This window comes from Thermopolyspora sp. NPDC052614 (genome assembly GCF_040678635.1).
GTDB lineage: Bacteria > Actinomycetota > Actinomycetes > Streptosporangiales > Streptosporangiaceae > Thermopolyspora.
On sequence record NZ_JBFATZ010000005.1, the window covers coordinates 409,569 to 435,885 of the forward strand.

The window sequence follows — 26,317 nt, forward strand, 5'->3', positions numbered from 1 at the left end:
GCGATCAGGCCGCCCGCCGGTAGCGCCACGCAGCCAGCAGCACGAACGCGACCGTCCACGCGGCAAGCACCGCCGCGCCCGCGCTGAAGGGCTGGTCACCGGCGAGCAGTCGCCAGGAGAGCTCGCCGGCCCGGTAGGTCGGCAGGGCGTGGGAGATCGACTCGAGCCAGTCGGGGAAGACCATGGCCGGCATCCACAGCCCGCCCGCCATGGAGAGAATGAAGTACGACCCCAGCGAGGCCATCTGCGCCACCTCGTCGCGGAAGGTGTAGCCGATGGCGATGCCCAGCGCGGCGAACGGCAGGCCGCCCGCCACCAGCGCGGGCACCAGGGCGAGCCAGGTGTGCCAGGGCAGCGACACGTCGTTGACGAGCCACCCCGCCAGCATGATCAGCAAGATCACCGGCACGGAGAGCGCGGCGGCGGTGAGCACCTTGACCGCGACGTAGTCGCGAGACCGCATCGGGCTGAGCGCGAGCTGGCGGGTCCATCCCTTGGTCCGCTCCAGGGCGATCCGCCCGCCGACCGAGGTGAGCCCGGCGCCGATCGCGCCGTACAGCGCCATCGACACCATGAAGTACGCCTCGTACCGGGTGCCGTCGCTCATCGGCCCGGCCCGCATGATCAAGGTGAACAGCAGATAGAAGGCGACGGGGAAGACGATGGTGTAGATGAGGTAGGCACCGCTGCGCAGGGCGCGCAGCACCTCCAGGCGCAGGTAGGCGATCATGCGGCCACCTCGCCGCGCTTGTCCGGGGTGGACCCGCCGGGCTCGGTGAGGGTGAGCACGGCGTCGGCGAGCGGCGCCGTGGCCACCTCCACGTCGCGGGCGTCGGCGTACCGGTCGAGCAGCGCCCGCAGCAGGGTGTCGGAGTCGGCCGAGCGCATGGTCACCGCCGTCCCGTGCACCTCGACGCCGTCGGCGCCCGGCAACAGCGCCAGCTCGTCGCGGTCGGCCCCGGGCAGCGTGAAGCGGACGACCCGTGCGGCGGCGGCGGCGCGGATCTCCGTCGTGGGTCCGTCGGCGGCGATCCGACCGGCCGCGAGCAGGACGATCCGGTCGGCGATCGTGTCGGCCTCCTCCAGGTAGTGGGTGCTGAACAAGATCGTACGGCCGGCCTTCGCCAGCCTGCGGATCGTCGCCCAGAACGAGCGCCTGGCGGTGACGTCCATCGCCGCGGTCGGCTCGTCGAGCACGAGCAGCTCCGGGTCGCCGAGCAGGGCGAGGGCGAACCTGACGCGCTGCGTCTCGCCGCCGGACAGCTTGTCGGTCCTGCGCGAAAGCAGGCCTCCCAGCTCGGCGTACTCGATCACCTCCGCGAGCGGCATCGGCTTGGGCTGCAGCGCCGACATGGTGGTGATCAGCTCGCGCACGGTCGCCCCGGGCAGCAACTCGCCCTCCTGCAGCATGGCGCCGATCCGGCCGCGCCGGATCGCGTCGTGGATCGTGCCGCCGAGGACCCGGATCTCGCCCGCGTCGGGCGTCCCCAGCCCGAGCAGCATGTCGAGGGTGGTCGTCTTGCCCGCGCCGTTCGGGCCGAGCAGAGCCACCACCTCGCCGACGCCGATCCGCAGGTCGATGCCGTCCACGGCGCGCACCTCGCCGAAGCTCTTGCGCAGCCCGCGCAATTCGAGCGCGGGCTCGGTCGCGGACCCGCTCCCGGGCCCGCCTTCGGACCCGCTTTCCGCCACTGTCCTCATCGTCATGGTCTCATCGTCGGGCCGCGATCCGATTGTTCCCAGTGCCGAATCGTCGGTTCGGGACATGACAGATGTCATGGCCCCTGAGCAGGCCGTCTCACAAATGAGACGGCGGATTCGGGATGTGTCCGTACTGTGGCGAACAAGAGCTGATTCGCGGCGGAGTCCGCGTCAACGGGAGCCGATGAGGGAGGGACGCCGATGGCAGGAACGCTGGAGGGCCCGGGCTCGGCCGTGCTGGAGCACGTCGAGACGCCCATGAGAGACGGGCTCCGGCTCAGCGGCGTCCTGTACCGCCCGGACGACGGCGGGCCGCGGCCGGTCATGCTGGTGCGGACCCCCTACAGCGAGCCGCTGTCGCGGTCGCTTCCCGTGCTCCCCGCCCTGGAGGCGGGCTTCGCGGTCCTGGTGCAGAGCTGCCGGGGCACGGGGCGCTCGGACGGCGAGTTCCGCACGTTCGAGAACGAGACCGCGGACGGCCTGGACACGCTCGAATGGGTGACCAAGCAGCCCTGGTGCGACGGCAGGGTGGTCATGTTTGGGATGTCCTATCTCGGCATGGTCCAGCTCGCGGTCAGCGGGGAGCGCCCCGATGGGCTGGCGGCGATCGCGCCCACGTTCACCCCGGACGACTACCGGGACGGGCTCGCCTACCGGCAGGGGGCCTTCCAGCTCGGGCAGGCCCTCGCGTGGCATCTGCTGAAGGCGGGCCAGGCGATCGGGGACCTGGCCCGGCGCGGCGAGGACGTCCGGGACGCCGGGGCCGCGCTGGCGGCGCTGATGCGCGACACCGAGGCGGCGTATCGGAGGCTGCCGCTGTCGGACCGGCCGGGCGTGTCCGCGGTGCTGCCGAGCTGGCGTACCTGGCTGGAGAAGAAGGGCGAGCCGGACTACTGGCGGGGCATCGGCTACGCGGCCCGCCGTACCGGGACGACGGTGCCGGGGTTGCACGTGGGCGGCTGGTTCGATCTGTTTCTGCGCGGCACGCTCGGCAACTACACGACGCTCGCGGCGGCGTCGCCGGCGCGGCAGCACCTGATCGTCGGGCCGTGGTCGCACGCCGACCAGTCCGGCGTCGTCGGGGAGACGGTCTACCCGGGCGGGGCCGCGGCGGCGATCCGGCTGGAGGAGCAGCAGCTTCGCTTCCTGCGGGAGAGCGTCGCGGGCGAGCCGTCGTCGCTGCCGCCGGTGCAGATCTACGTGATGGGCTCCGGCTGGCGCACCGAGAACGAGTGGCCGCTCGCCCGCACCGACTGGCAGACCTGGTACCTGGGCCCGGACGGCTCGCTCGGCCGGGAGCTTCCCGCCGAGGGCGCGCTGGAGTACATGCACGACCCGCGCGACCCGGTGCCCACGGTGGGCGGCGCGATCCTCATGGTCGGCAGCCCGGACGGCGGGCTCGCGTACCAGCCGGGGTCGCGGGACCAGCGGGTGCTCGACGACCGCACCGACGTCCTGCGGTTCACCGGCCCGGTGCTGGAGCACGACGTCGAGGTCACCGGCCCGATCGAGGTGACGCTGTACGCCGCCACCTCGGCCGCCGACGCCGACTTCACCGCCAAGCTCGTCGACGTCCATCCCGACGGGCGGGCGATGGGCGTCGTGGACGGCATCGTCCGCGCCCGCTACCGCCACGGCATGGACGCGCCGCGGCCCGTCGTCCCGGGCGAGGTGTACGCGTACACCATCGACCTCGGCGCGACCAGCCTGGTGGTCAGGGCGGGCCATCGCCTGCGGGTGGACATCGCGAGCTCGAACTTTCCCTGGTACGACCGCAACCCGGGCAGCGGCGGACCGGCCGGAGAGGTCACCGAGGACGACTTCGTCACGGCCCGGCAGCGGGTGCTCGTCGGGGGCGGGCGGCCCAGCGCCATCCGGCTCCCGGTGATTCCGGCCTGATCCCCGCGCGGATTCTCACCCAAGCGGACGGCCCCGGCCCCCGCGCAGCCGCCCGTAACGACGTTCGCGAAGACACCGCAGAGACCCCCGTTCCGCTCCGAGAAAGGCAGAACCGCGTTGCTGCACATCGGGATCAACCTGGGATTCTCCACGCTCCGGCCCGGGATCACCGACGAGGAGATGTACCACGGCGAACTCGACCTCGCCGTACAGGCCGAGGCGCTCGGCTACGACGCCGTCTGGGCGGTCGAGCACCACTTCGAGGACTACTCGCTGTGCCCGGACAACCTGCTGGTCATGGCCCACCTGGCGGGCCGTACCTCGCGGATCCTGCTGGGCACCGCGGCGGTGATCCTGCCGTGGAACGATCCGCTGCGCGTGGCCGAGAAGGCGCTGATGGTGGACACGATCTCGCGGGGGCGGCTGCTGCTCGGCATCGGGCGGGGGCTGTCGCGCAAGGAGTTCGAGCCGTTCCGCATCCCGCTGTCGGAGACCCGCGAGCGGTTCGACGAGGCCGCGCCGATGATCTTCGAGGCGCTGGAGACCGGCGTGATCGAGGGCAAGGGGCCCTACTATCCGCAGCCGCGCGCCGAGCTGCGGCCCCGGCCGCGCGGCTCCTTCCTCGGGCGGCGGTACTGCGTGGCCGGATCGCCGGACTCGCTGGTGATGGCGGCGAAGCTGCGGGCGAAGCTGATGTCGTTCATCGTACGGCCGGTGCCGGACCTGATGCCGAACTTCACCCGCTACCGGGAGCTGTACGAGACCGAGCACGGCGAGATCGCGCCGTCGATCTCGCTCAGCGTGAACATGTACTGCCACGAGGACGACGAGCTCGCCCGGGAGCGGCACTTCGAGTACGTCAACCGCTTCTTCATGGCCAACGTCGAGCACTACGAGATGGCCGGCGAGCACTTCGCCGGGCTCAAGGGCCACGAGCGGTACGCGGACAACGCCGCCTACTTCCGCCGGATCGGGCTGGAGAAGGCGGCCAACGACTACGCGGCCACCGCGTTGTGGGGTAATCCGAAGCGTATTCTGGGGCAAATTGAGGCTATCCGCGACGTTCTGGGCGACTTTGAGCTCTCCCTGGCGCCGTCGTTCGGGGGCATGCCGTACGACCAGGCCCGGGCGAGTCTCGAACTGTTCGCCCGGGAGGTGATGCCGAAGGCACGCGGCATGCGCGGCGAGCCGGTAAGCGTTCTGGGCTGACGCCCGCGACGCCCGACCCGTGAGGAGCTCTGTGAGCACTGATGCCGACGGCTACGGCATCGCCCCCGCCTTCCGGGAGGTGATGGCCGGCGTGGCCACCCCGGTCGCGGTGGTGACCGGCCTGGAGAACGGCCTGCCCCACGGCACCACCGTGAGCGCGTTCGCCTCGTTGTCGATGAACCCGCCCATGGTGCTGGTGGCCCTCGACCGCGCCTCCGAACTGCTCGCCCTGATCCGCAGGACCCGGCGGTTCGGCGTCAACGTCCTCGGCAGCGACCAGGCGGACCTGGCGGTGCGGTTCGCGCGCAAGGGCGGCTCGGGGAAGTTCGCCGGGGTCCCGTGGGAGCCGCACGCCGAGGTGCCCCGCATCCCCGGCTCGCCGGGCTTCCTCGGCTGCGTGGTCGGCGGCCTGGCGCACGGCGGCGACCATCTGATCGTGCTCGGCAACGTGATCGTCGCCGAGACCACCGGCGGGCCGCCGCTCACCTACCACGACCGGGGCTTCGGCACGCACGTTCCGCTCGGGGAGCCGGGCTGATCCTCGCGGGCGGCTCGTTGGCGGGCCGGGAGGCGGCCGGGCTGGTGCCGCGGGCGGCCGATGCCGCAGGATGGAGGCGCTCGCGGTCCGATCCGCCACCGATCCGCGGGCACCGGTGCGCCCTGGCGGAACGCCTGGGAGGTCGGCAATGACGGCATCGTCCCCTCGGGTGCCCCGGACCAACGCCGAATGGGAGCTGGTCCGGGAGGCGAAGCTGGAGGTGCTCCGCCGGGACCCGCGCACGGTGGACCCCGCCGACTTTCCCGCCGTACGGCCGGAGGTGGTCGCCTCGTGGCGGCGCTCGATGCTCGCCGGCGTGGATCCGGAGGCCACGGAGTACGTCGTCGACGACGGCTTCGAGTCGCGTGCCCGCCTCGGCGCCGCCGCCCAGCCGATCATGAACCGGTTGAAGGACGAGATCTCCGACCTGAGCTGCTGGGGTTTCCTCGCCGACCGCGCCTGCCGGCTGCTCACCGTCGTCGTCGGCGACTTCCCGCTGGCATGGCGGGTGCACCGGCAGAACCTGCGCCCGGGCATGTGCTTCGCCGAGGACCTGATGGGCACCAACGGGCTCGGCTGCGCGCACGAGACCCAGCAGGCGTTCATCATCTCCGGCACCGAGCACTACCGGACCGACACCGAGATCCTCACCACCACCGGCGTGATCATCCGTGATCCGTTCACCAAGCGGTACGCCGGGACGCTGGGCGTGCACTGCCTGCGCGAGTACGGCTCGGCGGCGCTGCTCCCGCTGGTCGTCGAGATCGGGCGGTCGATCGAGACCCAGCTGCTGGCGAGCCGTACCGACGGCGAACGGGCCTTCTTCGACGCCTTCTCCGCCGCCGAGCGCCGCCACCGCGCCCCGGTGATCGCGGTGAGCAGGCGGCTGTTCGTGGTGAGCACGCGGGCGCGGGCGCTGGTGCGCGAGGCGGACGAGGAGCTGCTGCGCCGCCTGGCGGAGGAGTGCGGGTCGCGCGGCCGGACCGTCCGGCGGGACCTGAGCTCGGGGGTGACGGCGGCGATCCAGGTCCTGCCGGTGCCGCAGCCCAAGGGCGAGTTCGCCGCCGTCCTCGTCCTGCGGCCGGTCGGCGGGGCCGCGCCCGGCGCCGGGGACGACGCGTCCGTGGACGGCCGCCATCGCGCGAGCCGTTCCGGCGGCCGTGCCGGGCGCGGGGACGACGGTCATGGCCGGGACCGATCCACCGGCCACACGGGCTCCACCGGCCAGACGAGTTCCAGGGGCCATACGGGCTCCAACGGCTCCATCGGCTCCGCCGGCGACGCTTCGGCCGACTTCCGCGGCATGCTGTCCCGGGCGTTGCGTACCCGCCGCCCGATCCTGCTCACCGGAGAGCGGGGATGCGGCAAACGCCACGAGGCCAGGGCCGCCCTGCGCGCCCTCGGCCTCCCCGGAGGCGTCGTCGAGCTCGACGGCGGGCTCGCGCACCTCGACCCCGACGGGTGGCTGCGCCGCCTGGTCGCGGCCGCCGGGGACGAGGGCGCCGCCGTGCTGCTCGGCCACGTCACCGACCTCCCCGCCGCCCTCATGAGCACCGTCGCCGACCTGGTCACCGGGGCCCGTGCCCGGGTCGTCGGCACCACGACCGACGACAGCGCCGAGGACAGCGCGGCCGTGCTGGTCCGCGAGAGCTTCCCGGTGCTGCTCACCGTCCCCCCGCTGCGCAGGCGCCGCCACGAGTTCGCGGACCTGTGCGCGGACCTGCTCGCCGGCCTCGGCGAGCCCGGCGAGCATCCGGCGACGCTGACCCCGCGCGCCGTGGCCGCCCTGATGGCCAGCGACTGGCCGGGCAACATCCGCCAGCTCCTGCAGGTGCTCGCCACCGCCCGGGTGCGCGCCACCGGCCCGGCGATCGACCTGCGCGACCTGCCCGCCCGGCACGGCCGCGACCGCGCGAGCCGCCCCCTCGACGAGGTCCGGGCGGCCGAGCGCCACGTCCTTGAGGAGGCCCTGCGCCGGACCGGCGGCGACCGCAACGCCGTCGCCCGGCACCTCGGCGTCTCCCGCGCCACCGTCTATCGCAAGCTCAAGCGCCACGAGCTGTACTGAGGAACCCTGACCTCCGGGCGGGGGTGTCGGCGCGACGCGGTGCGCGGCGGCGGCCCGTTCGACGAGGAAACCCGGCCTCCGCGCGGGGTGTCAGCCCCGATCGTGCGTGACGGGCGGGAGCGCGGCGATCGCGTCCGTGTCGTCCAGGCCGGTGGCGATGAGCACGTCGACGGCGATCGAGCGGAGCTGGGCGGCGACGACGTGGGCGGAGAAGCCGGTCCCGTCGGACGGGACCGCGCTCGCCGTCTCGGCGGCGGCCACGGCGGCGCGGCGGGCCTCGCCCGGCTCCCGCGCCTCCTCCAGTTCGGCCTGCAGCAGCCGTACGGCACGGGCCAGTCGCCGCAGGCCGTCCGGCAGGCACGGCGGGAACGGCTCACCGGCGTAGAGGCCGGCGTAGGTGCGGCGTGCCAGCACCCGGGCGTTGCCGAGCGCGTGCTCCAGGGGCGTGCTCGCGGCCTCGTACCGGCGCAGGGTCCGGCGGCTGCGCCAGCGGATCGGCGAGATGGCCGCGATCTCCCGCGCGGTGGTCAGCGTGCCGGGGAACCGCCCGGCGGCGCTCTGACCGCCCCGGGCCGCCTCCAGCACGCCGACCATGTGGGACGCGTCGCGTCCGTCGATGGCCGCGGCCGTCTCCAGCATCGTCCGTTCCAGCGCGTCGAAGATCTCCGCGGCCTCCCGCCGGGCGATGGACCGCAGGTCGGGCGGGAGCAGGGCCACCGCGGCGATCCCGAGCAGCCCGCCGACCAGCGTGTCGACCATGCGGTCGAGGCCGCCGACGCCGGTCGGCGGGAGCAGGGTGGCGACCAGCACCGCCGAGGACGCCGCCTGCAGGGTGATCACCGTACCCGAGTCGAGCAGCACGGCCGCGGCCATCGCCAGGGCCACGACCAGCGCGATCTGCCAGGCCCCCGACCCGATCCGGAGGATCAGCAGGTCGCCGACGCCGACGCCGAGGCTCACGCCCACGACCAGCTCGACGAGCCGCCGCAGCCTGCGACCCGACGCCACCCCAATGCAGATCAGGACCGCGATCGGCGCGAAGAACGGCCGGGGATGCCCGACCACCTCCTTGGCGAGTATCCAGGCGATCGCGCAGGCCAGCGAGCACTGCACGATCGTCGGCGCCATGTCAACCAGCCGCCGCCATCTGCCGCGTACCTGCTCCCGCACCCTGCTCTCGCCCCGCCCGTCCGCTGGGTCACGTCCGCCCTTTGAGTACCCGGCCCTCGGCGGCTAATCCGGCGACCCGCGGCGGCGGGCTCTCCTACTCGCGACAGTTGCCGCACGACCCGTCACATGACGGGCGAAGCGCCCACCGGGCGCGTCGGCAACCTGCTCGAATACACCCCCCGGAGCACACCCGCCTGCGCCGCATGCTCCGGCCGGAGTTCACCAACCGCCGCCCGCGCAGGCTGGGGCCCGCCTCCGGGGACGTCAGAAGAGGGTCAGCGGCTGGGCGGGCATCGGCTCGGGCAGGGGCTCGACCTCGGGCAGGCCCGCGCGGATCTCGTCGTGGAAGCGGCGGGCGAGCGCCAGGGCGTCGGCGTTGTCGGGGGTGTGGACGAACATGGTCGGGGTGCGTCCCTCGCGCAGCCACGCGCGGAACACCTCGATCCACGGCCGCCAGCCCTCGGCCGTGCGCTCGGCGTCGTCGCGGCCGATGTAGCGGACGATCGGGCGGTCGGTGAGGGCGGTCACCCTCCGGGGCAGGCGGGGTTTGCGCGTCCACGCCTCCCGCTCGGCGTCGGTGACCGGGCGGTCCGCGAAGAGCACGGCGGTGTCGAACGGCACCCATTCGGCGCGCACCCCGCGCAGCACCCCCTCCAGCAGCCGCGCCGCCCGCCCCTCCTCGAAGAACGCCCGATGCCGGACCTCGACCGCGTACCGGTACGAGCGCGGCAGCGTGCGCAGGAACGCCGCGAGCGCTCCGAGATCGTCAGGCCCGAACGAGCCCGGCAACTGCACCCACAGCGCCGACACCCGCCCGCCGAGCGGCTCGATCGCCGCCAGGAACGCCCGAAGCTCCTCCTCGCCTCCGGCGAGCCGCCGCTCGTGCGTGACCGTCCTGGGCAGTTTGACGAGGAAGCCGAAGTCCTCATCGGTCTGCCGCGCCCACGACTCCACGGTCTGCCTGCCGGGCGTCGCGTAGAACGTCGTGTTTCCCTCCACCGCGTTGCACCAGCTCGCGTACGCCCGCAGCCGCTCGTCCGGGCCGAGCGGATGGGGCAGGTACCGCCCCTGCCACGGCGTGTGCGCCCACATCGCGCATCCCACATGAAGCCGCATGGCCCGACGCTATCGGAGGCGACGGACATTCAACGGATTCATGCGCCCCCAAGACCGGGGGCCCCGGTGCCGTCAGGCGGCGACGGGCGTCCGGTGCGGCGCGACCACGGTCCCGTCGGGGAGCAGCAGACCGGTGTCCTCGAACAGCACGACGCCGTTGCACAGCAGGCTCCATCCCTGGTCGGGGTGGGCGACGACGACGTGCGCGGCCTCACGGTCGGAGGCGTAGGCGCTGGGACAGGCGGGCTCGTGCTGGCACATGATGCACCTCTTGGGCACTTCTCGGCACTTCGCGAACGATCTGTTCTGACCGTCATGGTGCGCCGCTCCGCTAGCAGTCCTCTTGTAGAACGCTGACAGGGCAGGTCGGCGGGCCCGCTCGGGGATAAAAGCACCGGCCGATGAGTACGCCTCCGCGTGTCCGCCATGACGACGGCGCGCGCCGGGCGGGACGCCCGCCCGGCGGGGCGTCACAGGCCCTGGGCCAGGCGGTGGTACGCCTGGTTCCAGCGCAGTTCGGCGGCGAACCGGCGGGTCGTGGTCGCGGCGTCGATGACCAGCAGCTCGACGCCGAGCATGTCGGCCAGGTCGGTGAGCTCCTCGACGCCGACGGACGCGCTGAGCACGGTGTGGTGCGGGGCGCCGGCGATCAGCCAGGACTCGGCCGAGGTACGCAGGTCGGGGCGCGGGCGCCAGACGGCGCGGGCGACGGGGAGCCGGGGCAGCGGGTGCGGCGGCGGGACCACGTCGATCTCGTTGGCGACGAGGCGGAAGCGGTCGCCGAGGTCGGCGAGGCCGACGACGACGGCGGGGCCGGGCTCGGCGTCGAAGACGAGCCGCACCGGGTCCTCGCGGTTGCCGATGCTCAGCGGGTGGATCTCGCACGAGGGGGTGGCGGCGGCGATCGACGGGCAGACCTCCAGCATGTGCGCGCCGAGGATGAGCTCCTCGCCCGGCACCAGGTGGTAGGTGTAGTCCTCCATGAACGAGGTGCCGCCGGGCAGCCCTTCCGACATCCGCTTGAGCGTGCGCAGCAGCACCGACGTCTTCCAGTCGCCCTCGCCGCCGAAGCCGTAGCCGTCGGCCATCAGCCGCTGTACGGCGATGCCCGGCAGCTGGCGCAGCGCGCCCAGGTCCTCGAAGTTCGTGGTGAACGCGCGGAAGCCGCCCGCGTCGAGGAAGCCGCGCAGGCCGAGCTCGATGCGGGCGGCGTAGCGCAGCGACTCGTGCCGCTCGCCCCCTGGCAGCAGCTCGGGGGCCACGCGATAGCCCTCCGCGTACTCCTTGACCAGCGCGGTCACCTCCGCGTCGGAGGTGGCGTGCACGGCGTCGGCGAGCTCGGTGACGCCGTAGGTGTTCACCGACACGCCGAAGCGCAGCTGCGCCTCCACCTTGTCGCCCTCGGTGACGGCGACGTCGCGCATGTTGTCGCCGAACCGGGCCACCTTCAGCGTGGCCAGCTCGGCCCGCCCGGCCGCGGCGCGCGCCCAGGCGGCGACGCGGGCGACCACGGCCGGGTCGCTCACGTGCCCGGCGACGGTCTTGCGCGGCACGCCGAGCCGGGACTGGATGTGGCCGAACTCGCGGTCGCCGTGCGCGGCCTGGTTGAGGTTCATGAAGTCCATGTCGATGCTGTCCCACGGCAGCTCGACGTTCGCCTGCGTGTGCAGGTGCAGCAGGGGTTTGCGCAGCGCGTCGAGGCCGGCGATCCACATCTTCGCCGGGGAGAACGTGTGCATCCAGGCGATCAGGCCCAGGCAGTCGTCGTCGGCGTTCGCCTCCAGGCACGCCCGGCGGATCGCGGCCGCGTCGGTGAGCACCGGCCGCCACTCGACCTCGACCGACGGCCCCGCGCCGCGCGGCCCGGCCTGGGGGCCGCCCGCGCCATCGGGGTTCAGGCCGTCGGCGAGGGCGGACGCGATGCGCCGGGACTGCTCGGCGACCTGGCGCAGCGTCGCCTCGCCGTACAGGCCCTGGCTGCCGGTGAGGAACCAGATCTTCAACGTGAACCCTTCTGTCCGTAGACGTTCTGATAGCGGTCGTACAGGTGGTCGATGTCGTCCTGCGCGATCGGCAGGGGCTCGCCGAGCTGCCTGGCCAGGTGGACGGTGCGGGCCACGTCCTCGCACATGACGGCGGCCTTCACCGCCGCCCGCGGCGAGGCGCCGACGGTGAACACGCCGTGGTTGCGCATGAGCACCGCCGGGGAACGGTGGCCGGTGAGCAGTTCCACGACCGCCTTGCCGATGTCGTCGCCGCCGATCAGGGCGAACGGGCCGACCGGGATCTCGCCGCCGAACTCGTCGGCCATCGCCGTCAGCACGCACGGGATGGGCTCGCCGCGCGCCGCCCACGCCGACGCGTACGGCGAGTGGGTGTGCACCACGCCGCCGACGTCGGGCATGTGGCGGTAGACGTAGGCGTGCGCGGCGGTGTCGCTCGACGGGGCGTAATCGCCGTCCACGGGGGTGCCGTCGAGGTCGCACACGACCATGGACTCGGGGGTCAGCTCGTCGTAGGGGACGCCGCTCGGTTTGATCACGAACAGGTCCGTGCCCGGCACCCGGCCGGAGACGTTGCCCGCCGTCCAGGCGACGAGGTTGTTGCGCACCAGTTCGGCGTGCAGGCCGCAGACGACCTTTCGCAGGCGTTCGACCTCGGCGGTCGTGTCCCCTTTAAGCTTCTCGTCCACCGCGCGGCCCTCGCCGGCCGGGTGTTCCGGCGTCGCGTCCGCCTTCCGGGTGGTTCCGGCCTCCGCCAACTCGCTCTCCTCGATCACGTGGTCATCTCCTGGTCGCACCGGTCGCCGGATCGCCGCCTCATCGGCCCGCGTCGTCCCGTCACGCGGTCGCCTCGTTTCTGATCGCGCGCAGCCGGTGCAGCATCGCGCCGTCGGCGAAGTGGTCGTGCAGCCTGCGGTACTCGGCGTACAGGCGGTCGTAGGCGTCGGCCCGCGCCGGGTCGGGCAGGTACGCGCCGGGGGTGCGTTTGCCCATCGCGGCGGCGGCCTCGACGATGGACGGGTACGCCCCGGCGGCGACGGCCGCGTGGATCGCCGAGCCGAGCGCCGGGCCCTGGTCGGAGCCGATCGCCGAGAGCGGGCGGCGCAGCACGTCGGCGTAGACCTGCATGAGGAAGCGGTTCTTCAGCAGGCCGCCCGCGACGATGAACTCCTCCACCGGCACGCCGGACGCCTCGAACGTCTCCACGATCACGCGGGCGCCGAACGCGGTCGCCTCGATCAGCGCGCGGTAGACGTCCTCGGGGCGGGTGGCAAGGGTCTGGCCGACGATGACGCCGGACAGGTCGTGGTCGACGAGCACCGAGCGGTTGCCGTTGTGCCAGTCGAGCGCCACCAGGCCGTGCGCGCCGACGGCCTGCCGCTCGGCGAGCGAGGTGAGGTGTTCGTGCACGGACACGCCGAGGGCGTCGGCGCGTTCGGTGTAGGCGGCGGGGACGCAGGTGTCGGCGAACCAGGCGAAGATGTCGCCCACGCCCGACTGGCCCGCCTCGTACCCCCACAGGCCGGGCACGATGCCGTCGCGTACCACGCCGCACATGCCGGGCACCTCGGCCAGCCTGTCCGACGGCATCACGTGGCAGGTCGAGGTGCCCATGATGGCGACCATCTGGCCGGGCCGTACGGCGTCCGCCGCGGCGGCGGTGACGTGGGCGTCCACGTTGCCGACGGCGACCGCGATGCCCTCGGGGAGGCGGGTCCACTCGGCGGCCTCGGCGGTGAGGCGGCCGGCGAGCCCGCCGAGCGGGGCCGGGTCGTGGCCGAGTTTGGCGGTGAATCCGGCGAAGGCGGGGTTGAGCTCGGCGAGGAAGCCGTCGCCGGGGTAGCGTCCGTCCTGGTAGACGCCCTTGTATCCGGCGGTGCAGATGTTGCGGGTCTCCACGCCGATGAGCCGCCAGATGATCCAGTCGGCGGCCTCGATCCAGCGTTCGGCCAGGTGGTAGAGCTCCGGGTCCTCCTCAAGGAGCTGCAGGCCCTTGGCGAACTCCCACTCGGCGGAGATCTTCCCGCCGTAGCGGGGCAGCCAGCTCTCGCCGCGCCGGGCGGCCAGGGCGTTGATCCGGTCGGCGTGCGGCTGGGCGGCGTGGTGTTTCCACAGCTTGGGCCAGGCGTGCGGCCGGTCCGGGTACGCCTCGCACAGCGGCGTGCCGTCGGCGGTCGCGGGCAGCACCGTGCAGGCGGTGAAGTCGGTGCCGATGCCGATCACGTCGGACGCGGGCACCCCGGCGACGGCGAGCGCCTTGGGGACGGCGACGCGCAGCACGTCGATCCAGTCGCCGGGGGCCTGCAGCGCCCAGTCGGGGCCGAGCCGTACGCCGCCGGGAAGCTCGACGTCGATGACGCCGTGGGCGTACTCGTGCACGGCCGCGCCCAGCTCGGCGCCGTCGCGCACCCGCACCACCACGGCGCGGCCGGACAGCGTCCCGAAGTCGACGCCGACCACGTACCGATCCGGTTGGTTCGCGTTCACATCACACTCCCGAGTGAGTCACCGGCGGCGGGCGACGATGAGGCGTTGCAGCAGGATGAAGGCGAACAGCAGCAGGCCGATGAAGATCTTGGTCCACCAGGAGCTGAGGGTGCCCTCGAAGCTGATGAAGGTCTGGGTGAGGCCGAGCACGAGCACGCCGAGCACGGTGCCGAGCAGGTAGCCCGAGCCGCCGGTGAGCAGCGTGCCGCCGATGACGACGGCGGCGATGGCGTCCAGCTCCATGCCGACGGCGTGCAGGCCGTACCCGGACAGCATGTAAAACGACAGCAGCACCCCGCCGAGCGCCGAGCAGAACCCGCTGATCGTGTAGACCGCGATCTTCGTGCGGGCCACGGGCAGGCCCATGAGCAGCGCGGACTGCTCGCTGCCGCCGACCGCGTAGACCGAGCGGCCGAACCGGGTGAAATGCAGCGTGTACGCCGCAGCCAGCACCACCAGCGCGGCGATCACGACGCCGGGCGACATCCACAGCTCGGGCCCCAGGTCGATCCTGGTCTGCGCGAAGCCGCTGAAGACGGGGTTGTCGATCGGGATGGAGTCGGTGCCGATCGTGTAGCACAGGCCGCGGGCGAGGAACATCCCGGCCAGGGTGACGATGAACGGCTGGATCTCGAAGTACTGGATGATCGCCCCCATGCCGAGGCCGAGCGCCGAGCCGACGACCAGCACGAGCAGGATCACCGCCGGGGCGGACCAGCCGTCCCGCAGCAGGGTCGCGGCGATCATCGTGGAGAGCGCCACCACCGACCCCACCGACAGGTCGATGCCCCCGGCGAGGATCACGAACGTCATGCCGACCGCGACCACCAGCAGGAAGGCGTTGTCGATGAAGACGTTGATGATGATCTGGCCGGTGGCGAACCCCTCGTAGCGCAGGCCCCCGACGGCGAACATCGCCACGAACAGGCCCGCGGTCACCAGCACGGGGACGTACGCGCGCGGGATCCGCGGCAGCGTGCCGCGCCGCGCGGCGGTGGTGCCGGAGGCGGTCATCGCCCGCTCACCGCCCTTCCTCTCGTCTCATCGGGGTCCGCCGCGCCATCGGATCCGTCCGAGCGGGCGCCCGGCGTCTCTGCGGCCCGGTCGTCGGCGTGATCGTCCGCGCCGACGCGCTCGTCTTCGCGTTCCTCCGGACGGGCGACGGTCCGGCCCTCGTCCGACCGATCGTCCGCGTGGATTCCGACGTAGCCCTCGTCATCCGGTTGCGGAGGCGGCGCCGGCCGGGCACGCCGCCCGAAGGCCCTGCGGCGGAACGCCGGGGACTGCAGCAGGCAGACGATCGTCACCACCAGCGCCTTGAACAGCAGCGTCGTCTCCGGCGGCACCCCGATCGAGTAGATCGTCGTGGTGAGCGTCTGGATGATCAGCGCCCCCAGCACGGTGCCGCTCAGCGAGAACCGGCCGCCCGACAGCGATGTGCCGCCGATGACGACGGCGAGGATGGCGTCGAGCTCGATCCACAGCCCGGCGTTGTTGCCGTCCGCGCTCGACACGTTCGAGCTGATCATCAGCCCGGCGACGCCCGCGCACAGCGCGCAGAAGGCGTACACGACGATCAGCACGCCGCGCGAGCGGATGCCCGACAGCCGGCTCGCCTCGGCGTTGCCGCCCACCGCCTCGATGAACATGCCGAGCGCCAGCCTCCGGGTGAGGAACGCGGTCAGCGCCACCAGCGCGGCCACCACCAGCACCCCGAACGGCAGGGTCAGCCAGTAGCCGCCCCCGATCAGCTTGTACGGCACGCTGTTGATCGTGATGATCTGCCCGTCCGTGATCAGCTGGGCGAGGCCGCGCCCGGCGACCATCAGGATCAGCGTCGCGATGATCGGCTGGATCCCGACCACGGCGACGAGCACCCCGTTCCACGCGCCGAGCAGCACGGCGAGCCCCAGGGCGAGCCCGACCGCCGACAGCACCCCGCCGACCGCGTTCTGGTCGGGCAGGCCGCTGATCCGCAGGCAGGCCAGCGCCCCGGCGATCGCCACCACCGAGCCGACCGACAGGTCGATGCCGCCGGTGGCGATGACGAGCGTCATGCCGAGCGCGACCAGGATGAGCGGGGCGCCGAACCGGGCGATGTCCACCAGGCTGCCGTAGAGGTGCCCCTCCTTCATCTCGACGCCGAGGAAGCCGTCGGTGAAGGCGACGTTGAGCGCGAGCAGCCCGGCCAGGGCGATCGACGGCCAGAACAGGCGGTGCCGTACCGCCGCCGCGAGCACCGGTGAGGAGGAGGCGAGGGTCATGACGGCGCTCCGCTCGCGATCTTGTGCATGAGGACGTCGGTGGTGAGGGCGTCGTCGTTGTCGAGCCGGGCGACGAGCGCGCGGTCGCGCAGCACCCCCACCTGGTGGCTGAGCCGCAGCACCTCCTCCAGTTCGGCGGAGATGAACAGCACGGCCATGCCGCCGTCGGAGAGCTCGGCGACCAACCGCTGGATCTCGGCCTTGGCCCCGACGTCGATGCCCCGGGTGGGCTCGTCGAGGATGAGCAGCCGCGGCTCCATGATCAGCCAGCGGGCGAGCAGCACCTTCTGCTGGTTGCCGCCCGACAGGGTGCCCACCGGCTGGTCGGGATCGCCGGGCCGGATGTTCAGCGCGGCGATGTACTTGGCGACCAGCTCGTCCTGGCGGCGGCGCGGCAGCGGACGGCTCCAGCCGCGCGCCGCCTGCAGCGCCAGGACGATGTTCTCCCGCGCGCTGAGCTCGTCGACGAGCCCCTCGGCCCGCCGGTTCTCCGGGCAGAACGCGATCTTCCGGCCGGTCGCGGCCCGGGGCGTGCGCAGCGTCACCCGCTCGCCGCCGACCCGCACCGTGCCCTCGTCGGCGTGGTCGGCGCCGAACAGCAGCCGGGCGAGCTCGGTGCGGCCGGACCCGAGCAGACCGGCGAGCCCGACCACCTCCCCCTCCCGGATCGTCAGCGTGAACGGCCGGATCGACCCGGTACGGCCCAGCCCCTCGGCCTCGACCAGCGGCGGCGCGGCGTCCCCGGCGGGACGGACGTGCGGCTTGCCCTCCAGCTCCTCCAGGTCGGCGAGCTCACGGCCGATCATCTTGGCGACCAGCTCGACCTTGGGCAGCTCCCGGGTGAGGTACTCGCCGACGAGCCTGCCGTTGCGCAGGATCGTCATCCGGTCCGACACCTCGTAGACCTGGTCGAGGAAGTGCGAGACGAACAGGATCGCGATGCCCTCGTCCCGCAGCCGGCGCATCACCCGGAACAACTGCTCGACCTCGCCGGCGTCGAGGCTGGAGGTCGGCTCGTCCAGGATCAGCACCCGGGCCTCGATGTCGACCGCGCGGGCGATCGCCACCATCTGCTGTACGGCCGGGGAGCAGGCCGACAGCGGCGTCGAGACGTCCACGTCCAGTTCCAGGCGGCCCATCAGCTCGGCGGCCCGGCGGCGCATGGCCCGCCACCGGATGAAGCCGAACCGGGTGCGCTGACGTCCGGCGAAGATGTTCTCCGCCACCGACAGGTTCGGGCACAGGTTGATCTCCTGGTAGACCGTGCTGATCCCGGCCTGCTGCGCGGCGAGCGGGCTGGAGAAGGCGACGGGCCGCCCGGCCAGCTCGACGGTGCCCTCGTCGACGCCGTACACGCCGGTGAGGACCTTGATCAGCGTCGACTTCCCCGCGCCGTTCTCCCCCATGAGGGCGTGCACCTCGCCCGGCAGCAGCCGGAAGTCGACGCCGTCCAGCGCCTTGACGCCGGGAAAGTGCTTGCCGATCCCGCGCATCCGCACGATCGGCTCGGCTGCGGCCATGCGGCCTTTCCTCTCTGGTCGTGGTCTTGGTCGTGGTCGTGTCTGGTCGTGTCTGGTCTGGTTGTGTCTGGTGGTGGCCGTCGCGAACGTCCGGTCGGTCCGGCACCGCCCGTTCGGCGCCGGACCGTACCGCTCGTCCCCTCACCCGTCCGGCGCCGGGAGACCGTCGCGGTGGGCGATGTCGCGGGAGTGCCGGCGGGGACTCGACCGGCGGAGCCGGGGACGTCCGAGACGGCTCCGCCGCGTCACGACGTCGAGGTCGGTGACGTCGAGGTCAGTACTGGCGGCTGGAGAGGACCTGTTTGGCCTGCTCCTGGGTGAAGGTGGTCTCCTCGGTGACGACGCGGGCCGGCACCTGCTCGCCCGCGACCACCTTCTTGGCGAGGTCCATGAGCTGGGGGCCGAGCAGCGGGCTGCACTCCACGATGAAGTTGATCTTGCCGTCGGCGAGGGCCTGCATGCCGTCCTTCACCGCGTCGACCGTGATGATCTTGATGTCCTTGCCGGGCACCTTGCCCGCGCCCTCGATCGCCTCGATCGCGCCGAGCCCCATGTCGTCGTTGTGCGCGTACAGCACGTCGATGTCCGGGTTGGACTTCAGGAACGCCTCCATGACCTCCTTGCCCTTGGCCCGGGTGAAGTCGCCGGTCTGCGAAGCGATGATCTTGAACTTCGGGTCCGCCTGGATGACCTCGGCGAAGCCGGCCTTGCGGTCGTTGGCCGGGGCCGATCCCGTGGTGCCCTGCAGTTCGACGATGTTGACCGTCTCGGTGGAGTCCTTGTACTCCTCCACCAGCCACTGACCGGCCTTCTTCCCCTCCTCGACGAAGTCCGAGCCGAGGAAGGTCTTGTAGAGGCTGGTGTCCTTGGAGTCCACCGCCCGGTCGGTGAGGATCACCGGGATCTTCGCGTTCTTCGCCTCCACCAGCACGGGGTCCCAGCCCGACTCCACCACGGGCGAGAACGCGATCACGTCCACGCGCTGCTGGATGAACGAGCGGATCGCCTTGATCTGGTTCTCCTGCTTCTGCTGGGCGTCGGAGAACTTCAGCTCGATCCCGGCCTTGGCGGCCGCCTCCTGCACCGACTTGGTGTTCGCGGTACGCCAGCCGCTCTCGGCGCCGACCTGCGAGAAGCCCATGACGATCTTGCCATCGCCGCCCCCGGCCGCCGCGCCTCCCTGGCCGCCCGAGCCTCCGCCGCCGCACGCGGCCACCGTCACGGCGAGCGCGCCGATCAGGATGAGCCCTGAGAACCTCTTCATCTGGGGGGTGTCCTTTCTTTTCGCTGACGCCGGGACCGCCGGCGTTCACGTCTCGGGGCACGTTTCGGAGCGCGTCTCGGAGTGCGTCTCGGAGTGCGTCTCGGTGTGCGTCGCGGGGCACTTATCGGAGCGCGTCTCGGGGCTTGCGCCGGGGCCGCCGCCCGGCGCGGCGCTGCTCGCCCGGGGCACGATCTCGGGCGGCACCACCAGCCGCTCGTGCCCGTTCTCGCCCTGCGCGGCGATCCGCCGCAGCAGCACGTCGATGCTGTGCCGCCCGACCGCGCCGAAGTCCTGCCGCACCGTGCTGAGCGGCGGGGAGAAGAACTCCGACTCGGGGATGTCGTCGAACCCGATCACGCTGATCTGCTGCGGGACCCGCACGCCCGCCTCGGCGAGGGCGCGCAGCAGGCCGAGCGCCATCTGGTCGTTGGCGACGAACACCGCGCTCACCCGCCCGACCATCGCGGCCAGCCGCCTCCCGGCCGCGTACCCGGAGCGGGGGCTCCAGTCGCCGGCGAGCGGTTCGGGCGCCGGCCGGCCGGCGGCGGCGAGCGCGGCGCGCCAGCCCTCGACGCGGCCCTCGGCCTCCAGCCAGTCCGGCGGGCCGCTGACGTGCCAGACCGTCTCGTGGCCGAGGTCGAGCAGGTACGCGGTGGCGAGCCGGGCGCCCTCGGCCTGGTCCACGCAGACCACCGAGACCTCGCCCGCGTGGCCGCCCTCGACGGCGACGGCCGGCATGTCCGGGGGCAGGTCCTCCAGGGCGCTGGCCGCCGAGCGCTGCGGGGCGACCACCACGATCCCGGCGACGCCCTGCTCGGCCAGGTAGTCGATGGCCTCGCGGACGCCGGTGCGGTCGATGGTGCGCAGGCTGACGATGCTGACGAAGTAGCCCGCCGCCCGCGCGGCGCGTTCGATGCCGTAGACGGTGCTGGCGGGGCCGTACAGGGTGGTGTCGAAGCTGATCACGCCGAGGGTGCGCGAGCTGCGGGTGGCGAGGGCGCGGGCGGCGAGGTTACGGCGGTAGCCGAGCCGGTCGATCGCCTCCAGCACGCGGGCGCGGGTGGCGGGGCGCACGTTGGGGTGATCGTTGAGCACCCGGGAGACCGTCTGGTGCGAGACGCCCGCGGCCCTGGCCACGTCCGCCATCACCGGCGGCCGGCGTCTCGCGTCGATCTCCACGGTCGCTCCTCCCGTCCACCCGGTCTGTTGGTGAAGACTGTGAGCGTTAACATCCGCCACCGTCAACCCCCGGCTTTGTTACGGTCAGGTCACGGCGGAAGTCCGCAAATCGCCGATGTCACGTTACAGCCACGTTAGCTGCGGCTATTGACATGCCGATTGTTAACGCAAACAATCGGGGCCCAAGAGCCGGAGATCGGAGGGAGGCGGCGGCACCCTCGCCGTCCCGCGCAGCCCGCCCGGCCGTTCGTTTCGCCCTTCGCAACGCCGCTTCCGGCCATCCCCCACCGCTAGGAGACGAGATGAGACTTCGACGATTCGCGACGGCCGTCGCGGCGCTGGCGCTGGCCGCGACCGCGACCGCGTGCGGCTCCAGCGAGAAGACCGTTGACGCGGAGGCACGCCAGTCCGCGGCGGCCGGGAACGCGGGGGCGCTGGTGGGCGTGACGATGCCGACCAAGTCGTCCGAGCGCTGGATCAGCGACGGCGAGAACGTCAAGGCCGGGCTGGAGAAGCTCGGCTACAAGGTGGACCTGCAGTACGCCGAGAACGACATCCCCACCCAGGTCAACCAGATCGAGAACCAGATCACCCGGGGCGCGAAACTGCTGGTCATCGCCTCGATCGACGGCACCGCGCTCACCACCCAGCTGCAGCGCGCGGCGGACAACAAGATCCCGGTGATCTCGTACGACCGGCTGATCCGCAACAGCCCGAACGTCGACTACTACGCCACCTTCGACAACTTCAAGGTCGGCGTGCAGCAGGCCACCTCGCTGCTGACCGGGCTGAAGCTGCTCAACGCCGACGGCTCGCCGGGCGACGCCAAGGGGCCGTTCAACATCGAGCTGTTCGCCGGCTCCCCCGACGACAACAACGCCACGTTCTTCTTCAACGGGGCGATGTCCGTGCTCAAGCCGTACCTCGACAAGGGCACGCTCGTGGTGAAGAGCGGGCAGACCGACTTCAAGACGGTCGCCATCCTGCGCTGGGACCCGGCGACCGCGCAGAAGCGCATGGAGGACCTGCTCACCAAGACCTACAGCGGCGGCGCCCAGGTGGACGGCGTGCTGTCCCCCTACGACGGGCTGTCGATCGGCATCCTGTCGGCGCTGAAGAGCAACGGCTACGGCACCTCCGAGCAGCCGTACCCGATCGTGACCGGCCAGGACGCCGAGCTGGCGTCGGTGAAGTCGATCATCGCGGGCGAGCAGTACTCGACGATCTACAAGGACACCCGGCAGCTCGCCGACGTCACCGTGAAGATGGCCGACGCCGTGCTCAAGGGCGGCAAGCCCGAGGTGAACAACACCACCGACTACGACAACGGCGTCAAGGTGGTGCCGTCGTACCTGCTCCAGCCGGTGATCGTCGATAAGAACAACTACCGCAAGGAGCTCATCGACACCGGCTACTACACCGCCTCCCAGCTCGGCTGAGCCCGCGATGGCCTCCGTGAGCGACATCGACATCCTGCGGATGCGCGGGATCACCAAGGCGTTCCCCGGCGTGCGGGCGCTGCACGACGTCAACCTCTCCGTACGGCGCGGCGAGATCCACGCCATCTGCGGCGAGAACGGCGCCGGCAAGTCCACGCTGATGAAGGTGCTGTCCGGCGTGTACCCGCACGGCTCCTACGCGGGCGAGATCCTCTTCGACGGTGAGCCGTGCCGGTTCTCCGGCATCCGCGACAGCGAGCACCGCGGGATCGTCATCATCCACCAGGAACTGGCCCTGTGCCCGCAACTGTCGATCGCGGAGAACATCTTCCTCGGCAACGAGCGGGCCACCCGCGGCCTGATCGACTGGAACCGCACCAACCACGAGGCCGGCCTGCTGCTGGAGCGGGTCGGCCTCGCCGAGAACCCGGTCACCCTCGTCCAGGACATCGGCGTCGGCAAGCAGCAGCTCGTGGAGATCGCCAAGGCGCTCGCCAAGCGGGTACGGCTGCTCATCCTGGACGAGCCGACCGCCGCGCTCAACGACGAGGACTCGGCCCACCTGCTCGACCTGCTGCGCGGCCTGCGCGACGAGGGCATCACCTGCGTGATCATCTCGCACAAGCTCAACGAGGTGATCGACATCGCCGACGCGATCACCATCCTGCGCGACGGCGAGGTGATCGAGACGCTGCGCGCCGACTCCGACGACGTCACCGAGGACCGCATCATCGCCGGCATGGTCGGCCGCGACCTGGAGCACCGGTTCCCGCCGCGCCCGGAGCCGACGATCGGGGCCGAGGCGCTGCGCATCGAGGACTGGACGGTGCACGACCCGACGCGGGGCCGGCCGGTCGTCTCGGGCGTGAACCTCACCCTGCGGCGCGGCGAGATCGTCGGCCTCGCCGGGCTGATGGGGGCGGGCCGTACCGAGCTGGCGATGAGCGTCTTCGGACGCGCGTACGGCACCGGCATCTCCGGCCGCCTCTACAAGGACGGACGACCGATCGAGGTGCGGAACGTGCGCGACGCGATCCGGCACGGCATCGCCTACGCCACCGAGGACCGCAAGCGCTACGGCCTCAACCTGATCGAGGACGTCAAGCGGAACGTCTCGGCCGCCGCGCTGCCCAAGCTGGCCCGGCGCGGCTGGGTGGACGACAACGAGGAGTACCGGGTCGCCGAGGAGTTCCGGCGCGGCTTGAACATCAAGGCGCCGAGCGTGCTGAGCGTCACCGGCAAGCTCAGCGGCGGCAACCAGCAGAAGGTCGTGCTGTCCAAGTGGATGTTCACGGACGCCGACGTGCTCATCCTCGACGAGCCGACGCGCGGCATCGACGTCGGGGCCAAATACGAGATCTACTCGATCGTCAACCGGCTCGCCGCCGAGGGCAGGGCGATCCTCGTCATCTCCTCGGAGCTGCCCGAACTGCTGGGCCTGTGCGACCGGATCTACGCGTTGTCGGCCGGGCGGATCACCGGCGAGGTCTCCCGGCGGGAGGCCACCCAGGAACTGCTCATGCAGTACATGACGAAAGGACTCGGGCAGACCCGATGAGCAGCATCTCCTCCCCGGACGCGGCCGTCGCGTCCGAGGGGCCCCCGGACTCCCCCAAGCCGCCCGCGCGACGGTCGCGGCGGCTGTCGTTCAATCTGCGGCAGAGCGGCATCTACGTGGCGTTCGCGCTGATCGTCGCGCTGTTCGCGGTGCTCACCGACGGGGCGCTGCTGCAGCCGCAGAATATCTCCAATATCGTGGTGCAAAATTCCTACATCCTGATCCTCGCAATCGGGATGATCCTGATCATCATCGCCGGGCACATCGATCTGTCGGTGGGCTCGGTGGTCGCGGTCACGGGGGCGATCGCGGCGGTGCTGATGGTCGAGTACGCGATGCCGTGGCCGCTGGCGCTGCTCATCACGCTGGTCGCCGGGGCGGCGATCGGGGCCTGGCAGGGCTACTGGATCGCCTATTTCGGGATTCCGGCGTTCATCGTGACGCTCGCCGGGATGCTGCTGTTCCGGGCGCTCACGCTCACCGTGCTCGGCAACCAGGGCATCGGACCGTTCCCGGACGAGGTGCGCACGCTCGCCAACGGCTTCACCGGCGGCTACCTGGGCAACGTCGGGCTCGGGCCGCTGGGCGGGGCCGACCTGGTCAGCCTGCTCGTGGGCGTGGCGGTGATCGTCGGGCTGGCGGTCTCGCAGTGGCGGGCGCGGGCCGGGCGGCTGCGGTACGGGCAGGTCGTCGATCCGCTGCCGGTGTTCCTGCTGCGCATCGTCGCGGCGGCGGCCGTGATCGGGTTCGTGGTGGTGCAGCTCGCGCGGTTCCGCAACCTGCCGTGGGTGCTCATCCTGCTGGCGGCGCTGGTGCTCGGGTACTCGCTGCTGACTCAGCGGGCGGTGTTCGGGCGGCGGATCTACGCCATCGGCGGCAACCTGCAGGCGGCGGTGCTGTCCGGGGTCAAGGTCAAGTCCGTCGTGTTCTGGATATTTGTGAACATGGGCGTTCTGTCGGCCCTGGCCGGGGTGATCTTCGCGGGACGGCTCAACCAGGCCGGGCCGACGGCGGGCAACGCCTTCGAGCTCGACGCGATCGCGGCGGCCTTCATCGGGGGCGCGGCCGTACAGGGCGGAGTCGGGAAGGTCGTCGGGGCGGTCACGGGCGGGCTCATCATGGGCGTGATCAACAACGGCATGTCCCTGATCGGATCGCCCAGCGAGCGGGTCATGCTCGTCAAGGGCGCGGTCCTGCTCGCCGCCGTGGCCTTCGACGTGTGGACCAAACGCCGCACCGCGTCCGCCACGAGCTGACCGCGCGCGTCGTGCCCGGCCCGCTTGGCCGGGCACGACGGTCACGGCGGGATCCTCCGGGCCCTGCCGCAGTACAGCATCCCCTTCCGTCCCCCTCCTCGCCCGCCGCCTGTTCACGGCGTGGTGCGTGTCCGAACGCGCGTACCTGTGCTCTGGCCTGTGCTCACCCCTGTGCCCGGCCCTGGGCTCCGCGTGCGTCCTCAGCGGCCGGTGGGGGCCGGGCCGGTGCTGTCCCGGACGATGAGCTCCGGCTCCACCAGGCGGCGGTCCGCGGACTCGGCGCCCGCCATGCGCTCGATCAGCAAGTGGAAGGCGGTGCGGCCGACCTCGCCGAAGTCCTGGCGGACGGTGGTGAGCGGGGGCCAGAAGTAGGCTGCCTCGGGCACGTCGTCGAAGCCGACGACGCTGACGTCCTCGGGGATCCGTCTGCCCGCCTCGCGCAGGGCGCGCAGCACGCCGAGGGCCATCTGGTCGTTGGCCACGAAGACGGCGGTGGCCTCGGGGTCGTCCGCCAGCCTCCGGCCGATCTGGTAGCCGGAGCGGGGGCTCCAGTCGCCCCGCAGCACCTCGGGGACCGGGCGCGACTCGGCCTCCAGCGCCGCGCGCCAGCCCTCGATCCGGCCGCTGGCGTCCGTCCAGTCGATCGGCCCCGCCACGTGCCGTACGGTGCGGTGGCCGAGGTTGAGCAGGTGCCGGGTCGCCCGTACGGCTCCCGCCCGCTGGTCCACCATGACCACGGGGACGGGCGGCTCGCCCGGGGCGTCGACCGCGACGACGGGCGGGCCGGGCGGCAGGTGACGCAGGCCGTCGGCGGCCGACTCGTGCGGGGCGACGATGATGACGCCGTCCACGGCCTGCGAGCGCAGCCTGCGCACGCCCTCCTCCATGGACTTGCGGGTGAGCGCGCTCAGGCTGGCGATGCTCACCGTGTACCCGTTGAGCCTGGCCGCCTGCTCGATGCCGTACAGAGTGGAGGCCGGGCCGTACAGGGTGGTGTCGATGCTCACGACCCCGAGCACGCCGGAACGGCCGGTGACGAGTTGACGGGCCGCCAGGTTGGGCCGGTAGTCCAGCTCGCGCACGGCGGCCAGCACCCGGGCGCGGGTCTCGGCCCGCACCCGGTCGGGCGCGTTCAGCACCCGGGAGACCGTCATCGCCGAGACCCCGGCCAGCGCCGCCACGTCCCCCAGAACCGCCGGCTTGGAGCGCGGCCTCTCGTCGTCCTGCTTCACCGTCATACGCGTACCACCCCAGATGATGACGTTAACAGGCGTGCTGGAGCGTACGCGCCGGGAACGCGCCCACGGCCGTCCGGCGGCGGGGCGGGACGGCTCGGGTCAGCCTTGGTCGGAGACCGCCTTGCTGACCGCGTTGGGGCCGTCGTACTTCTTGTCCGGAATGGACTGGAGCGCCTTGACCATCTGCTCGTCGGCTCCCTGCGAGCGGGCCGTCTTCACCAGGTCGTCGCGGCTCGCCGGGTAGTCGACGCCGGACAGGTGCTTCTGCAGTTGGATCGGGTTGGGCTTGCCTGCCATGTCTCCTCCCATCGGTCTCCTCCCATCGCTCGAATCCCTGGGCCTACCCCGCGATCCGCCGGGCATTCAGCCCGCCCGCGTCATCTCCCCGGTCATTTCCTGCCCCATCCC

The 26,317-nt window shown here is 72.1% G+C and carries 22 protein-coding genes; 7 read left to right on the forward strand and 15 right to left on the reverse strand.

All coding sequences use genetic code 11. The features are described 5' to 3' along the window. Positions 1 to 4 precede the first annotated feature (4 nt). Both AB0K60_RS13990 and AB0K60_RS13995 read right to left on the reverse strand, forming a co-directional pair. Positions 5 to 730: an ABC transporter permease gene (locus tag AB0K60_RS13990; RefSeq protein WP_364053144.1), complete on the reverse strand. Its 726-nt coding sequence runs from the start codon at positions 728 to 730 to the stop codon at positions 5 to 7. Continuing rightward, positions 727 to 1,707 (reverse strand): ABC transporter ATP-binding protein, encoded by a 981-nt coding sequence (locus AB0K60_RS13995; protein ID WP_364053147.1) that lies wholly within the window; start codon positions 1,705 to 1,707, stop codon positions 727 to 729. The genes AB0K60_RS13990 and AB0K60_RS13995 overlap by 4 nt, the downstream gene beginning before the upstream one ends. A gap of 195 nt (positions 1,708 to 1,902) precedes the next feature. Between AB0K60_RS13995 and AB0K60_RS14000 the strand changes: the two genes are divergently transcribed. From AB0K60_RS14000 to AB0K60_RS14015, 4 genes are all read left to right on the forward strand, one after another. Beyond that, on the forward strand, positions 1,903 to 3,600 hold the full coding sequence (locus tag AB0K60_RS14000; RefSeq protein WP_364053150.1) for a CocE/NonD family hydrolase: 1,698 nt from the start codon (positions 1,903 to 1,905) through the stop codon (positions 3,598 to 3,600). Between the two features lie 117 nt (positions 3,601 to 3,717). Next, positions 3,718 to 4,809, forward strand: a complete 1,092-nt coding sequence (locus AB0K60_RS14005; RefSeq protein ID WP_364053153.1) for an LLM class flavin-dependent oxidoreductase — start codon at positions 3,718 to 3,720, stop codon at positions 4,807 to 4,809. A 31-nt stretch (positions 4,810 to 4,840) separates the two neighbouring features. Further along, positions 4,841 to 5,347, forward strand: a complete 507-nt coding sequence (locus AB0K60_RS14010) for a flavin reductase family protein (protein ID WP_364053156.1) — start codon at positions 4,841 to 4,843, stop codon at positions 5,345 to 5,347. Between the two features lie 148 nt (positions 5,348 to 5,495). Beyond that, a complete protein-coding gene (locus AB0K60_RS14015; protein ID WP_364053159.1) occupies positions 5,496 to 7,415 on the forward strand; it encodes a helix-turn-helix domain-containing protein in 1,920 nt (639 codons plus the stop codon). 90 nt (positions 7,416 to 7,505) lie between these two features. Here the strand turns inward: AB0K60_RS14015 and AB0K60_RS14020 are convergent, their stop codons facing one another. The 11 genes from AB0K60_RS14020 to AB0K60_RS14070 all read right to left on the reverse strand — a co-directional run bounded on the left by AB0K60_RS14020 (position 7,506) and on the right by AB0K60_RS14070 (position 20,385). After that, positions 7,506 to 8,585 (reverse strand): FUSC family protein, encoded by a 1,080-nt coding sequence (locus tag AB0K60_RS14020; RefSeq protein WP_364053162.1) that lies wholly within the window; start codon positions 8,583 to 8,585, stop codon positions 7,506 to 7,508. Positions 8,586 to 8,849: 264 nt separating this feature from the next. Continuing rightward, complete coding sequence (locus AB0K60_RS14025; RefSeq protein WP_364053165.1) at positions 8,850 to 9,701, reverse strand: DUF72 domain-containing protein; 852 nt, start codon at positions 9,699 to 9,701, stop codon at positions 8,850 to 8,852. A 72-nt stretch (positions 9,702 to 9,773) separates the two neighbouring features. Then, positions 9,774 to 9,962 carry a DUF5999 family protein gene (locus AB0K60_RS14030; RefSeq protein ID WP_364053168.1) on the reverse strand — a complete coding sequence of 63 codons (189 nt, stop codon included), beginning with the start codon at positions 9,960 to 9,962 and terminating at the stop codon, positions 9,774 to 9,776. A gap of 209 nt (positions 9,963 to 10,171) precedes the next feature. Then, a complete protein-coding gene (gene araA, locus AB0K60_RS14035; protein ID WP_364053171.1) occupies positions 10,172 to 11,704 on the reverse strand; it encodes an L-arabinose isomerase in 1,533 nt (510 codons plus the stop codon). Beyond that, a complete protein-coding gene (locus AB0K60_RS14040; RefSeq protein WP_364053490.1) occupies positions 11,701 to 12,393 on the reverse strand; it encodes an L-ribulose-5-phosphate 4-epimerase in 693 nt (230 codons plus the stop codon). Before AB0K60_RS14040 ends, araA begins: the two co-directional genes overlap by 4 nt. Before the next feature lie 148 nt (positions 12,394 to 12,541). Beyond that, positions 12,542 to 14,191 (reverse strand): ribulokinase, encoded by a 1,650-nt coding sequence (araB, locus tag AB0K60_RS14045; protein WP_364053174.1) that lies wholly within the window; start codon positions 14,189 to 14,191, stop codon positions 12,542 to 12,544. Between the two features lie 18 nt (positions 14,192 to 14,209). Then, a complete protein-coding gene (gene yjfF / locus AB0K60_RS14050) occupies positions 14,210 to 15,205 on the reverse strand; it encodes a galactofuranose ABC transporter, permease protein YjfF (RefSeq protein WP_364053177.1) in 996 nt (331 codons plus the stop codon). After that, positions 15,202 to 16,455 carry an ABC transporter permease gene (locus tag AB0K60_RS14055; protein WP_364053180.1) on the reverse strand — a complete coding sequence of 418 codons (1,254 nt, stop codon included), beginning with the start codon at positions 16,453 to 16,455 and terminating at the stop codon, positions 15,202 to 15,204. Before AB0K60_RS14055 ends, yjfF begins: the two co-directional genes overlap by 4 nt. Further along, a complete protein-coding gene (locus AB0K60_RS14060) occupies positions 16,452 to 17,975 on the reverse strand; it encodes a sugar ABC transporter ATP-binding protein (protein ID WP_364053183.1) in 1,524 nt (507 codons plus the stop codon). Before AB0K60_RS14060 ends, AB0K60_RS14055 begins: the two co-directional genes overlap by 4 nt. A gap of 274 nt (positions 17,976 to 18,249) precedes the next feature. Further along, the gene (locus AB0K60_RS14065) at positions 18,250 to 19,239 is read right to left on the reverse strand and encodes an ABC transporter substrate-binding protein (protein WP_364053186.1); all 990 of its coding nucleotides are present in this window, start codon (positions 19,237 to 19,239) and stop codon (positions 18,250 to 18,252) included. Between the two features lie 45 nt (positions 19,240 to 19,284). Next, positions 19,285 to 20,385: a LacI family DNA-binding transcriptional regulator gene (locus tag AB0K60_RS14070; RefSeq protein ID WP_364053493.1), complete on the reverse strand. Its 1,101-nt coding sequence runs from the start codon at positions 20,383 to 20,385 to the stop codon at positions 19,285 to 19,287. A gap of 335 nt (positions 20,386 to 20,720) precedes the next feature. Here AB0K60_RS14070 and chvE point away from each other — a divergent pair, with 335 nt between their 5' ends. From chvE to mmsB, 3 genes are read left to right on the forward strand one after another with little or no spacing between them, the layout of a single operon-like run. After that, entirely contained in the window at positions 20,721 to 21,857 is a 1,137-nt protein-coding gene (chvE, locus tag AB0K60_RS14075) for a multiple monosaccharide ABC transporter substrate-binding protein (RefSeq protein ID WP_364053189.1), read from the forward strand. Between the two features lie 40 nt (positions 21,858 to 21,897). Beyond that, a complete protein-coding gene (mmsA, locus tag AB0K60_RS14080; protein ID WP_364053496.1) occupies positions 21,898 to 23,415 on the forward strand; it encodes a multiple monosaccharide ABC transporter ATP-binding protein in 1,518 nt (505 codons plus the stop codon). Then, a complete protein-coding gene (mmsB, locus tag AB0K60_RS14085; RefSeq protein ID WP_364053192.1) occupies positions 23,412 to 24,671 on the forward strand; it encodes a multiple monosaccharide ABC transporter permease in 1,260 nt (419 codons plus the stop codon). The genes mmsA and mmsB overlap by 4 nt, the downstream gene beginning before the upstream one ends. A gap of 200 nt (positions 24,672 to 24,871) precedes the next feature. Here mmsB and AB0K60_RS14090 read toward each other — a convergent pair whose 3' ends face one another. After that, on the reverse strand, positions 24,872 to 25,909 hold the full coding sequence (locus AB0K60_RS14090; protein ID WP_364053195.1) for a LacI family DNA-binding transcriptional regulator: 1,038 nt from the start codon (positions 25,907 to 25,909) through the stop codon (positions 24,872 to 24,874). A gap of 99 nt (positions 25,910 to 26,008) precedes the next feature. Beyond that, on the reverse strand, positions 26,009 to 26,206 hold the full coding sequence (locus AB0K60_RS14095) for a DUF2795 domain-containing protein (protein ID WP_364053198.1): 198 nt from the start codon (positions 26,204 to 26,206) through the stop codon (positions 26,009 to 26,011). Positions 26,207 to 26,317 lie beyond the last annotated feature (111 nt).

Coding starts and splice junctions, on each gene's coding strand:
- AB0K60_RS13995 (WP_364053147.1), bottom strand. CDS start 1,707: ATGACGATGAGGACAGTGGCGGAAAGCGGGTCCGAAGGCGGGCCCGGG.
- mmsA (WP_364053496.1), top strand. CDS start 21,898: ATGCGCGGGATCACCAAGGCGTTCCCCGGCGTGCGGGCGCTGCACGAC.
- AB0K60_RS14070 (WP_364053493.1), bottom strand. CDS start 20,385: ATGGCGGACGTGGCCAGGGCCGCGGGCGTCTCGCACCAGACGGTCTCC.
- AB0K60_RS14030 (WP_364053168.1), bottom strand. CDS start 9,962: ATGTGCCAGCACGAGCCCGCCTGTCCCAGCGCCTACGCCTCCGACCGT.
- AB0K60_RS14055 (WP_364053180.1), bottom strand. CDS start 16,455: ATGACCCTCGCCTCCTCCTCACCGGTGCTCGCGGCGGCGGTACGGCAC.
- AB0K60_RS14095 (WP_364053198.1), bottom strand. CDS start 26,206: ATGGCAGGCAAGCCCAACCCGATCCAACTGCAGAAGCACCTGTCCGGC.
- AB0K60_RS14065 (WP_364053186.1), bottom strand. CDS start 19,239: ATGAAGAGGTTCTCAGGGCTCATCCTGATCGGCGCGCTCGCCGTGACG.
- chvE (WP_364053189.1), top strand. CDS start 20,721: ATGAGACTTCGACGATTCGCGACGGCCGTCGCGGCGCTGGCGCTGGCC.
- AB0K60_RS14015 (WP_364053159.1), top strand. CDS start 5,496: ATGACGGCATCGTCCCCTCGGGTGCCCCGGACCAACGCCGAATGGGAG.
- AB0K60_RS14090 (WP_364053195.1), bottom strand. CDS start 25,909: ATGACGGTGAAGCAGGACGACGAGAGGCCGCGCTCCAAGCCGGCGGTT.
- AB0K60_RS13990 (WP_364053144.1), bottom strand. CDS start 730: ATGATCGCCTACCTGCGCCTGGAGGTGCTGCGCGCCCTGCGCAGCGGT.
- mmsB (WP_364053192.1), top strand. CDS start 23,412: ATGAGCAGCATCTCCTCCCCGGACGCGGCCGTCGCGTCCGAGGGGCCC.
- AB0K60_RS14060 (WP_364053183.1), bottom strand. CDS start 17,975: ATGGCCGCAGCCGAGCCGATCGTGCGGATGCGCGGGATCGGCAAGCAC.
- AB0K60_RS14000 (WP_364053150.1), top strand. CDS start 1,903: ATGGCAGGAACGCTGGAGGGCCCGGGCTCGGCCGTGCTGGAGCACGTC.
- AB0K60_RS14025 (WP_364053165.1), bottom strand. CDS start 9,701: ATGCGGCTTCATGTGGGATGCGCGATGTGGGCGCACACGCCGTGGCAG.
- yjfF (WP_364053177.1), bottom strand. CDS start 15,205: ATGACCGCCTCCGGCACCACCGCCGCGCGGCGCGGCACGCTGCCGCGG.